Genomic DNA, 12,802 nt, shown 5'->3' on the forward strand with positions numbered 1-12,802 from the left:
AATGCGCGACCATGGCGAAATGGACCTGATGCTCAAGGGCTACGGCCTGACCACGGCCAAGATTCTCTATCACTTCCCCGACCATCCGCATCTGCTGCAGAGCTTCATCTGGCAGGATTACGATATCGCGCCGCAATTTCCGGTACTGATCAAGTTCATCGAGTTCTGGAAGGCGAGGCTCGACGGGCCGCTGCATTCGGTGGTCTACACGCACCAGAAGCTGATCGCGCCGAATGAATGGCGCAAGGTGGATGGCGAGTTCGTGCTGCACTGAGCGGAGTAATCTCCCCCCTTGAGGGGGAGATGTCGCCGAAGGCGACAGAGGGGGTCGCCGCGCGTGGAGTGCCAACGTCGTCCGCGACGCCAGATGGCGCCGGAGATCTACGTGAGACGACCCCCTTCTGTCCTGCCGGACATCTCCCCCCTTGAGGGTGGAGATTAGCGGCTTCAGCGCTGACATCGTCACACCGCCGGCGGGTTGAGCCGGGCAAAGGCTTCCTGGCGGCGATAGGGGAAATACGGGTAAGGCGCGGTAACTTCGCTTGCCGCGTCGAGTTTCTTCACCTGTTCGGGGGTCAGCGACCAGCCGACAGCGCCGAGGTTCTGGCGCAGCTGCTCCTCGTTGCGGGCGCCGATGATGACCGATGACACGGTCGGACGCTGCAAGAGCCAGTTGATGGCGATCTGCGGCACGGTCTTGCCGGTTTCCCCGGCCACCACGTCAAGCGCGTCCATGACCCGGTAGAGGTGCTCGTCCTCCACCGGCGGACCGAAGCTCGCCGTATCATGCAGCCGGCTCTTTTCCGGCAGGGGCTGACCACGGCGGATCTTGCCGGTCAGGCGGCCCCAGCCGAGCGGGCTCCACACCAGAGCGCCGACGCCCTGGTCGAGGCCGAGCGGCATCAGCTCCCACTCATAGTCGCGGCCGACCAGTGAATAATAGACCTGATGCGCGACGTAACGCGGGTAGCCATGCCTGTCGGCGAGCCCAAGCGACTTCATCACTTGCCAGCCGGAAAAATTGGAGACGCCGACATAGCGCAGTTTGCCGGCGCGCACGAGCTCGTCCAATGTCGACAGCACCTCCTCGATCGGCGTACCGGCATCGAAGGCGTGCAGCTGCAACAGGTCGATATAGTCGGTGCCGAGACGCCTCAGCGCCACGTCGACCGACTTGATCAGCCGCGAGCGCGAGGAGCCATAATCGGCCGGGCCGTCGCCCGTCGGCAACGAGGTCTTGGTCGAGATCAGCACCGCATCGCGGCGGCCCTTGATGGCTTCGCCGAGCACTTGCTCCGACGCGCCGTTCGAATAGACGTCGGCGGTGTCGAACAGGTTGACGCCGGCGTCCAAGCAGATGTCGATAAGCCGCCGCGCTTCCCCGGCATCGCTATTGCCCCAGGCGCCGAACAGTGGCCCGGAGCCTCCAAAGGTTCCCGCGCCGAATGAAAGTGCGGGGACCTTCAGGCCCGATGCGCCAAGACGTCGATAGTCCATTTTCCTGCTCCTGGTGGTTTTGTGAAAGGTTCGAAAGCGATTCGGGTGTCGGCGAGCGTCACGACCGGACTGTGGCCGGTGCGCCGAGCGCTGGCGTGCGATCGAGGCGCAACGCCAGTGCGGCCACGGCGAGGGCGCCAAGCGGCAGCAGCGCGGCCACCCAGGTGAGGGCACCGAGGCCAAGGCCGTGGGCGATGACCGCGCCGCCCAGCCAGGCGCCGGCGGCGTTGCCGAGGTTGAAGGCGGCGATGTTGAAGGAGGAGGCGAGGCTCTGGCCGGCGCCTTGCGCCTTCTCCAGCACCCACATTTGCAGCGGCGCCACGGTGGCGAAGGCAGCGGCACCCAGCAGGCCGACATAGATGACGGCCATGACCTGGCTGTGAATGGCGAAGCTCATTGTCGCCAGCACCAGCGCCAGCACCACGAGGCTGCCCAGCACGGCCGGCACCAGCCAACGGTCGGCGGCTTTGCCGCCGACGAGATTTCCGGCGATGAGGCCGCCGCCGAAGACGAGCAGGATCGGCGACACGGCCGCCTCCTTGAAGCCGCTGATCTCGGTCAACAGCGGTGCGATGTAGGTGAAGACGGCGAAGACACCGGCATAGCCGAGCACCGTGGTGGCGAGGCCGAGCAGCACGGGCGTGCGGCGCAGCACCGCGAGGTCGGCACGAAGCTCGCTCTTTTCAGGTGCCGCCTGGCTGCGCGGCACCAGAAGCAGGATGACGGCAAAGGCGGCGAGGCCGACCGCGGTCACCGCCCAGAAGGTTGCACGCCAGCCAAAGGCCTGGCCGAGCCAGGTGCCAAAAGGCACGCCGAGAATGTTGGCGATGGTCAGGCCGGTGAACATCAGCGCGATCGCCGAGGCCTTCTTGTTGGACGCGACCAGGCCGGTGGCGACCACCGAGCCGACGCCGAAGAAAGTGCCGTGGGCGAAGGCGGTGATGATGCGGGCGCCCATCAGTGTCCAATAGTCGGGCGCCAGCGCACAGGCGAGGTTACCAAGGGTGAAGATCGCCATCAGCGCCAGCAGCACCGTCTTGCGCGGCCAGTTGCCGGTGGCGATGGTAAGCAAGGGGGCGCCGATGACGACGCCCAGCGCGTAGCCCGAAATGAGCTGGCCGGCGGCCGAGATCGAGACGCCAAGGTCTTTGCTGACGTCGATAAGCAGGCCCATGATGACGAATTCCGTGACGCCGATGCCGAAGGCGCCGGCGGCGAGGGCGTAAAGAGCAAGAGGCATGGTGGTTTCCACTTCCAAGACGACGAGCGCCCTGTCCAATCCGCGCCCCGACCGGGAAGATCGTGTCGCCCTGCCCTGTGAACCAGACTTGCCCAAGGCATATTTTCTGTGAAATAGATTCACAGATGGCGAGACCCGACATCAACCGCTCCGGCGAGATCGAAGTGTTTGTGCGCGTCGTCGAGGCGGGCAGCTTCTCGGCGGCCGCGCGCGCATTGCGCATGACGCCATCGGCGGTCAGCAAGCTGATCGCGCGGCTGGAGGCCCGGCTAGGGGCCAGGCTGGTCAGTCGCTCGACGCGCAAGCTGCTGCTGACGCCGGAAGGAGCGGCATTCTACGAGAGCGGGCAGCGCATCCTGGCCGACATGGCGGCGGCCGAGCGCGAGGCGGCGGCGGGTGCCGCGCCGCGCGGGCGGCTGCGCGTCAACACCTACGTGCCCTTCGGGGTGCACCGGCTCATCCCGCTGCTGCCGCGCTTCCTCGAACGCTACCCGGAAATCTCAGTCGATCTGGTACTGACCGACAGCGTCATCGATCTGATGGCGGAGCGCGCCGATGTCGCCATCCGGGCCGGTCCGCTCGGCGAATCACGGCTGGTGGCGCGCAAGCTCGGGCAGAGCCCGGGGGTCGTCGTTGCGGCTCCATCCTATCTCGATGCGCACGGCACGCCGCTGACGCCGGTCGATCTCGACAGCCACAACCGCATGGGCTTCGGCTTCGTCAGGCATATCGATGGCTGGCCATTCTTCGACGCGGCCGGCGACGCGGTCATGATCCCGATCACCGGCAACACGCTGGTCAGCGACGGCGAGGCGATGCGGCTGATGACGCTGGCCGGGGCGGGCATCTCCAGGCTGGCTCGCTGGCATGTCGCGGCCGATATCGCCGCCGGGCGGCTGGTGCCGCTGCTGGAGGATTTCAATCCCGGAGACCAGGAGGCCACCCACGCCGTCTATGTCGGCCAGGGCCGGCACCTGCCGGCGCGGGTGCGGGCCTTTCTCGATTTTCTCGCGGAGAGCGTCAGGCTGGCCTGAATGGGTCTCGGGAGCCGATCGGCTCCCGAGACGTCTGCCCCAACTGCTTCATGCTTTCGGCGCAAAGGGCGCCGGACGTCGGCCGACACCCTGGCGCTCGAGCATCCAGCCGGGATATTCGGCGGGCAGCGCGCTGACTTCGTCGAGACGGGCGACATCATCGGCGTCAAGCTTCACCTCGGTCGCGGCAAGGTTCTGTTCGAGCTGGTCCATGCGACTGGCGCCGATGATGACGCTCATCACGAAGGGCTTGGCCAGGACATAACCGAGCGCCACCGTGGCAACGCTCACATCATGCTTTTTGGCGATCTCGCGCATGACGGCGACCGCCGCCCAGGCGCGGTCCTCGTTGACCGGCGGGAAATTGAACGAGGCGCGGCGGCCCTCGCCATTGCCGGGCGCACCGGGACCGTATTTGCCGGAGAGCAGGCCACCGGCCAACGGCGACCATACCATCAGACCGAGCTTCTCCTCATTGATGAGCGGCACGATCTCGCGCTCGAGATCGCGGCCGGCGATCGAGTAGTAGGACTGGATGGTCTCGAAGCGCGCAAAGCCCTTGCGGTCGGCGATGCCCAGCGCCTTGGCGATGCGCCACGCCGCCCAGTTGGAGACGCCGACATAACGGACCTTGCCGCTGGAGACGAGATCGTCAAGCGCCCGCAGCGTTTCGTCGATCGGCGTCACGGCGTCGGTGCCGTGTAGCTGGTAGAGATCGATATGGTCGAGCTGCAGCCGTTCGAGACTGGCATCGACCGAGTCCATGATGTGGCCGCGCGAGGAGCCGCGCTGGTTCGGGCCGTCGCCCATGGCGCCATGCACCTTGGTGGCGATGACCACGTTCTGCCTGGCAACGCCGAGATCGCGGAGGGACTGGCCGAGCAATTTTTCGGACTCGCCGAAGGAATAGACGTCGGCCGTGTCGAAGAAGTTGACGCCGGCGGCAAGCGAGCGGCCGACGATCTCGTTAACGCCCTTCTGGTCGAGACTGGCGATCAGGCCCCATTGGGCGTTCTGGCCGGCGGCGCCGAAGGTCATGGTGCCGAGGCACAGTTCGGAGACGAATAGCCCGGTATTTCCAAGCTGATTGTAACGCATGGTGAAGGCTCCAGAGGAAGTGCGGTGACACGGCTCAAATAGGAACGGTACGTGTCGTTTCCAGCGCTGGTGCAACGGACCTGCTGGTCTGGTCTAACGCTATCTACTGCCGAAAATCGCCGAACCCACACGAACGCTGGTCGCACCGAAGGCGATTGCCGTCTCGTAGTCGCCAGACATGCCCATCGACAGTTTGGCAACGCCTGCCTCCCGTGCCAGCTTTTCCAGCAAGGCAAAATGCGGGCCCGGGTTCTCGTCGGCCGGCGGGATGCACATCAGGCCTTCGATGGCAAGGCCGTGCACATCGCGGCAGCGGGCGACAAAGGCCACCGCCTCGCGCGGTTCGATGCCGGCCTTCTGCGGTTCGGAGCCGGTGTTGACCTGGACGTAGAGCCTTGGCGCGCGGCCTTGCCTGGCGATCTCCTTGGCGAGTTCGGCGGCGATCTTTTCGCGGTCGACCGTCTCGATGACGTCGAACAGGGCCACGGCTTCCTTGGCCTTATTCGACTGCAGCGGGCCGATCAGGTGCAGCTCGATATCCGGGAAAGCCTGCTTCAGATCAGGCCATTTGCCTTGCGCCTCCTGCACGCGGTTCTCACCGAAGACGCGCTGGCCGGCCTCGATAACGGGGCTTATATCGGCGGCGTCGAAGGTCTTGGAAACAGCCACAAGCGTCACCGCGCCGGCTTCGCGGCCGGCTTCCTGCTCGGCGGCGGCGATCTTCGCCTTGACCGCGAAAAACTGCTGAACGGTGTCGCCCATATGCAAATCCCGCTGTTTTGACCCGCGTTTTTGTCAGCCGCGATGCCCATATGGTTGACGGGTTTGCCAAACCATGGTGAACACCCGGACCACATTCCATGAACCGCCGGGCTTCGGCGGTCCGCATGCTTTTAAGTGAAAAACGTCCCATGGCAACCGAACGATACAATCCGCGCGCGTCAGAGCCCAAATGGCAGAAGGCCTGGGCCGAAAAGAAGCTTTTCGAAGCGCACAATGACGATCCGCGTCCGAAATACTACGTGCTGGAGATGTTCCCCTATCCGTCCGGGCGCATCCATATCGGCCATACCCGCAATTATACGATGGGCGACGTGGTGGCGCGCTACAAGCGGGCCAAGGGTTTCAACGTGCTGCATCCGATGGGCTGGGACGCTTTCGGCATGCCGGCCGAAAACGCGGCGATGCAGAACAAGGTCCATCCCAAGGAATGGACCTACCAGAACATCGCCACCATGCGCGAGCAGCTCAAGGTCATGGGCCTGTCGCTGGACTGGGCGCGCGAATTCGCCACCTGCGATGTCGACTATTACCACCGCCAGCAGATGCTGTTCCTCGACTTCGTCGAGAAGGGGCTGGTGACGCGCAAATCCTCCAAGGTCAACTGGGACCCGGAGGACATGACCGTGCTCGCCAATGAGCAGGTCATCGACGGGCGCGGCTGGCGCTCGGGCGCGCTGGTCGAGCAACGCGAGCTGACGCAGTGGTTCTTCAAGATCACCGACTTTGCGCAGGATCTGCTGGATTCGCTCGACGGCCTCGACGAATGGCCCGAAAAAGTGAAGCTGATGCAGCAAAACTGGATCGGCCGTTCGGAAGGTCTGCTGATCCGCTGGCCGCTGGCCTCGGACGTTGCCGGCGAGCATGAGCTGGAGGTCTATACGACGCGGCCCGACACCATCTTCGGCGCCTCCTTCATGGCGATCGCCGCCGATCATCCGCTGGCCAGGAAGGCCGCCGAGACCAATCCGGCGCTGGCGAAGTTCATCGAGGAAGTCCGCCATATGGGCACTTCGGTGGCGGCGCTGGAGACAGCCGAGAAGAAGGGCTTCGACACCGGCATTCGCGTCGTCCATCCGTTCGACGACAGCTGGACGCTGCCCGTCTATGTCGCCAATTTCGTGCTGATGGAATATGGCACCGGCGCCATTTTCGGCTGCCCTGCGCATGATCAGCGCGATCTCGACTTCGCCAACAAATACGGGCTGCCGGTGGTGCCGGTGGTGATGCCTGACGGCGAGAACCCGTCCGCGTTCCAGATTATCGACGTTGCCTATGTAGATGATGGCGCGATGATCAATTCACGCTTCCTCGACGGGATGAAGCCGAGCCAGGCCTTTGACGAGGTGGCGAAGCTCTTGGAGCAGAAGACGATCGGCAACCGGCCGATGGCCGAGCGCAAGGTGAATTTCCGCCTGCGGGACTGGGGCATTTCGCGCCAGCGCTACTGGGGCTGCCCGATCCCGATGATCCATTGCGAGCATTGCGGAGTGGTGCCGGTGCCGAAAGCCGACCTGCCGGTCAAGCTGCCGGACGACGTCGATTTCGACCGGCCGGGCAATCCGCTCGACCGGCATCCGACATGGCGGCATGTGAAGTGCCCGCAATGCGGCAAGGACGCGCGCCGCGAAACTGACACGATGGACACGTTCGTCGATTCGTCCTGGTATTTCGCCCGTTTCACCGCGCCCTGGGCGCATGAGCCGACCGACCCCAGGGCGGCCAACGAATGGCTGCCGGTCGATCAGTATATTGGCGGCATAGAGCACGCGATCCTGCATCTGCTCTATTCGCGTTTCTTCACCCGCGCCATGCGCGAGACCGGCCATGTCGATCTGGCCGAGCCGTTCAAGGGCCTGTTCACGCAAGGCATGGTGGTGCATGAAACCTACCGCGTCGGCTCGGCATCCAATGGCCGCTGGCTGGCGCCGACCGAAGTGCGGCTGGAAGATATCGACGGTAAGCGCCGCGCCATCGACATCGCCACCGGCGAAGCCGTGACCATTGGCCCGCTCGAAAAAATGTCGAAGTCGAAGAAGAACACGGTGAGCCCGGAAGACATCACCGACGGCTACGGCGCCGACACGGCGCGCTGGTTCATGCTGTCGGATTCGCCGCCCGAGCGCGATGTCGAGTGGACCGACGACGGCGCCGCCGGCGCGCATCGCTTCATGCAGCGCATATGGCGGCTGGTGTCGACCGCGGCCGAGACGCTGGCTGGAGTGAAACCCGCCTCGGCTGACGCCGGTGAGGCGGGAGTGGTCTCGAAGGCCACGCACAAGATCCTGAAGGCAGTCGGCGAGGACATCGAGAAGCTCGCCTTTAACCGCGCCATCGCCCGCATCTATGAGCTGGCCAACGCGCTGACCACGCCGCTCAACGAAGTGGCGGACGGCAAAGCCGATCAGGCACTGCAAGGCGCCTGCCGACAGGCGGTCGAGATCCTGGTGCATCTGATCGCGCCCGTCATGCCGCATCTGGCCGAGGAGTGCTGGGAGACGCTCGGCGGCACCGAACTGGTAGCCGAACGGCCGTGGCCGGTCTTCGATCCGGCGCTGGTCGTCGACAACGAAGTCACCTATCCGGTCCAGGTCAACGGCAAGAAGCGGGGGGATTTGACAATTGCCCGCGACGCGGACCAAGGTGCGGTCGAAAAAGCGGTATTGGCTCTCGACTTCGTGCAGAAAGCACTTGAAGGTAAGGCTCCGCGCAAGGTGATCATCGTGCCGCAGAGGATCGTCAATGTCGTTGCCTGATCGGGAAAAGACAGAGCTGAGCCGTTTGCTGCGCCGCATCGCGCTGGCCGGTCTTGTCGGCTCGCTCGCACTGGTTTCGGCCTGCACGGTGCGGCCGCTCTATTCCAGCGCGCCGCTGTCGACTGGCTCGACCGCCAATGCTGAAATGGCGTCGATCGCCATCAAGCCGGTCAGGACGCGTTATGCCCAGCAGGTGCGCAACAATCTGATCTTCGGATTCGGGCGCGGCGCCGGCGAACCGGCCTCGCCGCTTTATTCGCTCGATCTCGGCGTGACCGAAGCCGTCGAATCCTCGGCCCTCGTGCAGGTCGGAACCGATCAGGACGAGCCGACCGCCGGTTCGGTGACGCTCACCGCCGGCTACAGGCTGACCGATGCGAATACCGGTGCGGTGATCGCTGTCGGCAAGCGGGCGATCACCTCGTCCTTCGACAAGCCGCGCCAGGAATTTGCCTCCTACCGGGCGCAGATCGATGCCGAGAATCGTGCCGCGCGCGAACTGGCCGAAGCCCTGCAATTGTCGATCGCCCAGGATCTAGCCCGGCACGGCAAGGCAGCTGGCTAGAGCTCTGTGTTTTTACGCAATTCCGGACGGAAAACCGCTACGCACTTTTCCTGGAATTGCTCTGGCGCCAGCCTTCGTTTTCGGAAAATACCGTCTCCATCCTGGTGCTCGGACCGCTCGCGACGGCCAAGAGCCGAACCCTTCCGTTCACCTTTTTTGCCGGCGCGTATGGGTGAGTGGGTGATCGTGGATGGCGATCATCCGCGCGAATCCGGATCGTTCGACATCGTCGCGAAAGATACGTTTCGGACGCTCCAACGGCGCTGACGGGAAGCAACTGTTAACCACTCGCTCCCTATTGCTCAGCAGACGTTTCAGAGTGAGTCTTGAGAATGGAATCCAAGCGTTTTCCTCGGGTCAATTTATCGAAGTCAGCTTCGCCCGATGATCCCGAGGGTGAGCGTTTCAACGGCATGAGCGACAAGGGGAATGGCCAGCGTTCCGGCGCGGCCAGGGCCGGTTCTCCGCCGCCGCCTATTGATCTCGGCGGCAACGAAAGTCCGGCATGGCAGGAGTATTTCTTCCTGGCGCCGAATGTGCGCTTTACACGCACGCCGGACTACGAGGCCAACACACGCCGTCCGCAGCCCGAAGAGGCTGCCGCCGCGCAAAACGAACCTCTGGGGCAACCGGCGCCGCAAACAATGGCGCGATCCGCCTCGGCGCCCCAGGCAGCCTCGTCCTTGTCATCGCCGATGAAAAACCGGAGCCCCGCTTCGGACGCTGCCCGGGCGCCCGCCGGCAACAGAGCTGTGCCGCATGAAAGGCAGCCTGCCCCGCCCGTGGCATCCGTTTCACCAGGGCGTGCCGGCGATAAGGCGCGGGTTGTCGCACCGCCAGGGCCGCGGCCGGCCGCAATGGCACGTGCATCCGTACCAGCGGCTTCCGCCCCTGGAACGGCGCCGGTCAAGACAACAGGGCGCGAGACTGTCCGCTGGCCCTATCTGTCGGATCACGTCTTCTTCGAACTCATGGCGCCCTATATGATCGAAGGCCCGGTACCGGCGCCGCAGGCCGTCCCGGCTTCGCGCCCGGTAGCGCCGGCTATCGCCGGCCGGGTCGACATTCGCCGCGCGCCGGCGGCCGATCCCACCGCGTTGTTCCGTGTCATCGAATGCCTTCCAGGCCTGCAAGCTCCACCCGCCTTGCCGGATGTCCGTCCGGCCAATTCGAACGAAGCCGCGACTCAGCCGGCAGCGAGCAACGCGCCGCGACAGGCCCAGGCGGCGGATGCAATTCCGGCCGCCGCGAGCAACGCCGTTCCGGCGCCGGTCGGACAAGGGGCGGAGGAGGCCGTTTCGGCTCCAGCCATGCGCGTCTCTTCGCCGCTGCCCATGGTCGGCAAGATTGTGCCGGCCATGACCGGCGAAGGTTATGAACTTCCCTCGGAAGAGCTGCTGCAGCAGCCGCCGGAAGGGCAGGGCTTCTACATGTCGCAGGAGCGGCTCGAGCAGAACGCCGATCTTCTGGAAAGCGTGCTCGAGGATTTCGGCGTGCGCGGCGAGATTATCCACGTCCGTCCCGGTCCGGTCGTCACCCTCTACGAGTTCGAGCCGGCCCCGGGCGTCAAATCCTCCCGCGTCATCGGTCTCGCCGATGATATCGCCCGTTCCATGTCGGCTGTTTCGGCACGCGTCGCCGTCGTGCCCGGCCGCAACGTCATCGGCATCGAGCTTCCGAACGAGACGCGCGAGACGGTCTATTTCCGCGAACTGATCGAATCCCAGGGTTTCCGAAAGACCAGCTGCAAGCTGGCGCTTTGCCTGGGCAAGACCATCGGCGGCGAGCCTGTCATCGCCGAGCTGGCAAAGATGCCGCATTTGCTGGTCGCCGGCACCACCGGCTCGGGCAAGTCGGTCGCCATCAACACCATGATCCTGTCGCTGCTCTACCGGCTGAAGCCGGAAGAATGCCGGTTGATCATGGTCGATCCCAAGATGCTGGAGCTTTCCGTCTATGACGGCATCCCGCACCTTCTGACCCCCGTCGTCACCGATTCCAAAAAGGCCGTCACCGCGCTCAAATGGGCGGTGCGCGAGATGGAGGACCGCTATCGCAAGATGGCGCGGCTGGGCGTACGCAACATCGACGGCTACAACGAGCGCGCCGCGGCTGCCCGCGACAAGGGCGAGACCGTCGTCATGACGATCCAGACGGGTTTCGAGAAGGGCACCGGAGAGCCGCTTTTCGAGCAGCAGGAAATCGACCTGGCGCCGATGCCGTACATCGTCGTCATCGTCGACGAGATGGCCGACCTGATGATGGTCGCCGGCAAGGAGATCGAAGGCGCCATCCAGCGCCTGGCGCAGATGGCGCGCGCAGCCGGCATCCACCTGATCATGGCAACGCAGCGCCCGTCGGTCGATGTCATCACCGGCACCATCAAGGCCAACTTCCCGACCCGCATCTCCTTCCAGGTCACCTCCAAGATCGACAGCCGCACCATCTTGGGCGAGCAGGGCGCCGAGCAGCTGCTCGGCCAGGGCGACATGCTGCACATGATGGGCGGCGGGCGTATTTCCCGCGTGCATGGCCCGTTTGTTTCCGACGCGGAGGTCGAACATGTCGTGGCGCACCTGAAGGCGCAGGGCCGCCCCGAATATCTGGAAACCGTGACAGCCGACGAGGATGAAGAGGAAGACGAAGGCGACCAGGGCGCGGTCTTCGACAAGGGATCCGTTGCCGCCGAGGACGGCGATTCCAGCTATGACGAGGCGGTCAAGGTGGTGTTGCGCGACAAGAAGTGCTCGACGTCCTACATCCAGCGTCGGCTTGGCATCGGTTACAACCGCGCCGCTTCCTTGGTCGAGCGCATGGAGAAGGAAGGATTGGTCGGCGCGCCCAACCATGTCGGCAAGCGCGAGATCATCATGGGGCGGCGCCCGCCGGTGGCCGCGCCTGACGATGACGGCGCGGAGTGATCGGGAGGCTCCTCCTGATCCGCAGCGCATAAAAAAGGCCGGTTGCCCGGCTTTTTCTTGAAAGCGATGGTTTTAGAGCAGTTCACCGTTTCCCGGAAACGGCCAACCGCTCTCAATTCCCAAGGGAAAGCGCTATGCGCTTTTCCCGGGAAAACCGTTTCACACTTTCCTGGAATTGCTCAGCCGATCTTCTGACCGGTCTTGGCCCAGTCGGCGAGGAAGGCGGCAAGGCCCTTGTCGGTCAGCGGATGATTGACCAGCGCCTTCAGCGTCGCCGGCGGGGCGGTGATGACATCGGCGCCGATGAGCGCGGCCTGTTTGACGTGGTTCACCGTGCGCACCGATGCGGTCAGGATCTCGGTCTGGAAATCGTAATTGTCGTAGATCTGCCGGATCTCCTGGATCAGCTCCATGCCATCCGAGCCGGTGTCATCGATGCGGCCGACGAACGGCGAGATGAAGGACGCGCCGGCCTTGGCGGCGAGCAGTGCCTGATTGGCCGAGAAGCACAGCGTGACGTTGACCATGCGGTTCATCTCGGTGCGGATCGTCTTGCAGGCCTTAAGGCCGTCGAGCGTCAACGGCACCTTGATGGCGATATTGGGTGCGATCTTGGCCAGGACCTCGGCCTCGGCCATCATGTCCTTGTACACGGTCGCCACGACTTCGGCCGAAACCGGGCCTTCGACGATGTCGCAGATCTGCTTGGTGACTTCGACGATCTTGCCACCCGATTTCAGGATCAGCGATGGGTTGGTGGTGACGCCATCAAGCAGCCCCAGATCGTTCAGCTCACGGATTTCCTTGATGTCGGCTGTGTCGGCAAAAAATTTCATGGCGGGTCTCCTGAAGATTTCGTCGTGCTTGGGAAGGCACGTTCAGCGTTGCTCTTTGATCTAGACCAAAGTCGG

General features: G+C 64.2%; 10 protein-coding genes. 5 read left to right on the plus strand and 5 right to left on the minus strand.

Annotated elements, in window-relative coordinates:
• Window position 1: 1 nt before the first annotated feature.
• Complete coding sequence (locus tag FJ930_RS26265; RefSeq protein WP_140612202.1) at window positions 2-274, plus strand: usg protein; 273 nt, start codon at window positions 2-4, stop codon at window positions 272-274.
• A gap of 188 nt (window positions 275-462) precedes the next feature.
• On the opposite strand, the gene FJ930_RS26270 is transcribed toward FJ930_RS26265, so the two are convergent.
• Both FJ930_RS26270 and FJ930_RS26275 read right to left on the minus strand, forming a co-directional pair.
• Window positions 463-1,497, minus strand: coding sequence for an aldo/keto reductase (locus FJ930_RS26270; RefSeq protein WP_141840706.1), 1,035 nt, complete (start codon window positions 1,495-1,497; stop codon window positions 463-465).
• Between the two features lie 58 nt (window positions 1,498-1,555).
• Entirely contained in the window at window positions 1,556-2,737 is a 1,182-nt protein-coding gene (locus FJ930_RS26275) for an MFS transporter (RefSeq protein ID WP_140745047.1), read from the minus strand.
• A 125-nt stretch (window positions 2,738-2,862) separates the two neighbouring features.
• Between FJ930_RS26275 and FJ930_RS26280 the strand changes: the two genes are divergently transcribed.
• On the plus strand, window positions 2,863-3,771 hold the full coding sequence (locus tag FJ930_RS26280; protein ID WP_140745048.1) for a LysR family transcriptional regulator: 909 nt from the start codon (window positions 2,863-2,865) through the stop codon (window positions 3,769-3,771).
• 48 nt (window positions 3,772-3,819) lie between these two features.
• On the opposite strand, the gene FJ930_RS26285 is transcribed toward FJ930_RS26280, so the two are convergent.
• Window positions 3,820-4,869 carry an aldo/keto reductase gene (locus FJ930_RS26285; RefSeq protein ID WP_141840707.1) on the minus strand — a complete coding sequence of 350 codons (1,050 nt, stop codon included), beginning with the start codon at window positions 4,867-4,869 and terminating at the stop codon, window positions 3,820-3,822.
• A gap of 99 nt (window positions 4,870-4,968) precedes the next feature.
• A complete protein-coding gene (locus FJ930_RS26290) occupies window positions 4,969-5,631 on the minus strand; it encodes a YggS family pyridoxal phosphate-dependent enzyme (protein WP_141840708.1) in 663 nt (220 codons plus the stop codon).
• A 149-nt stretch (window positions 5,632-5,780) separates the two neighbouring features.
• Between FJ930_RS26290 and leuS the strand changes: the two genes are divergently transcribed.
• From leuS to FJ930_RS26305, 3 genes are all read left to right on the plus strand, one after another.
• Complete coding sequence (leuS, locus tag FJ930_RS26295) at window positions 5,781-8,405, plus strand: leucine--tRNA ligase (protein ID WP_141840709.1); 2,625 nt, start codon at window positions 5,781-5,783, stop codon at window positions 8,403-8,405.
• A complete protein-coding gene (gene lptE, locus FJ930_RS26300) occupies window positions 8,392-8,970 on the plus strand; it encodes an LPS assembly lipoprotein LptE (protein ID WP_141840710.1) in 579 nt (192 codons plus the stop codon). Before leuS ends, lptE begins: the two co-directional genes overlap by 14 nt.
• 332 nt (window positions 8,971-9,302) lie before the next feature.
• Window positions 9,303-11,891 carry a DNA translocase FtsK gene (locus FJ930_RS26305; protein ID WP_141840711.1) on the plus strand — a complete coding sequence of 863 codons (2,589 nt, stop codon included), beginning with the start codon at window positions 9,303-9,305 and terminating at the stop codon, window positions 11,889-11,891.
• A gap of 179 nt (window positions 11,892-12,070) precedes the next feature.
• Here FJ930_RS26305 and fsa read toward each other — a convergent pair whose 3' ends face one another.
• Window positions 12,071-12,727, minus strand: a complete 657-nt coding sequence (gene fsa / locus FJ930_RS26310; RefSeq protein ID WP_140612222.1) for a fructose-6-phosphate aldolase — start codon at window positions 12,725-12,727, stop codon at window positions 12,071-12,073.
• Window positions 12,728-12,802 lie beyond the last annotated feature (75 nt).

It is taken from the genome of Mesorhizobium sp. B2-4-15, from assembly GCF_006658505.1.
GTDB lineage: Bacteria > Pseudomonadota > Alphaproteobacteria > Rhizobiales > Rhizobiaceae > Mesorhizobium.

Bases quoted from the DNA above. Each gene is read 5' to 3' on its own strand.
- FJ930_RS26290 (WP_141840708.1), bottom strand. From the start codon at position 5,631: ATGGGCGACACCGTTCAGCAGTTTTTCGCGGTCAAGGCGAAGATCGCC.
- FJ930_RS26275 (WP_140745047.1), bottom strand. From the start codon at position 2,737: ATGCCTCTTGCTCTTTACGCCCTCGCCGCCGGCGCCTTCGGCATCGGC.
- lptE (WP_141840710.1), top strand. From the start codon at position 8,392: ATGTCGTTGCCTGATCGGGAAAAGACAGAGCTGAGCCGTTTGCTGCGC.
- fsa (WP_140612222.1), bottom strand. From the start codon at position 12,727: ATGAAATTTTTTGCCGACACAGCCGACATCAAGGAAATCCGTGAGCTG.
- FJ930_RS26270 (WP_141840706.1), bottom strand. From the start codon at position 1,497: ATGGACTATCGACGTCTTGGCGCATCGGGCCTGAAGGTCCCCGCACTT.
- FJ930_RS26280 (WP_140745048.1), top strand. From the start codon at position 2,863: ATGGCGAGACCCGACATCAACCGCTCCGGCGAGATCGAAGTGTTTGTG.
- FJ930_RS26285 (WP_141840707.1), bottom strand. From the start codon at position 4,869: ATGCGTTACAATCAGCTTGGAAATACCGGGCTATTCGTCTCCGAACTG.
- leuS (WP_141840709.1), top strand. From the start codon at position 5,781: ATGGCAACCGAACGATACAATCCGCGCGCGTCAGAGCCCAAATGGCAG.
- FJ930_RS26265 (WP_140612202.1), top strand. From the start codon at position 2: ATGCGCGACCATGGCGAAATGGACCTGATGCTCAAGGGCTACGGCCTG.
- FJ930_RS26305 (WP_141840711.1), top strand. From the start codon at position 9,303: ATGGAATCCAAGCGTTTTCCTCGGGTCAATTTATCGAAGTCAGCTTCG.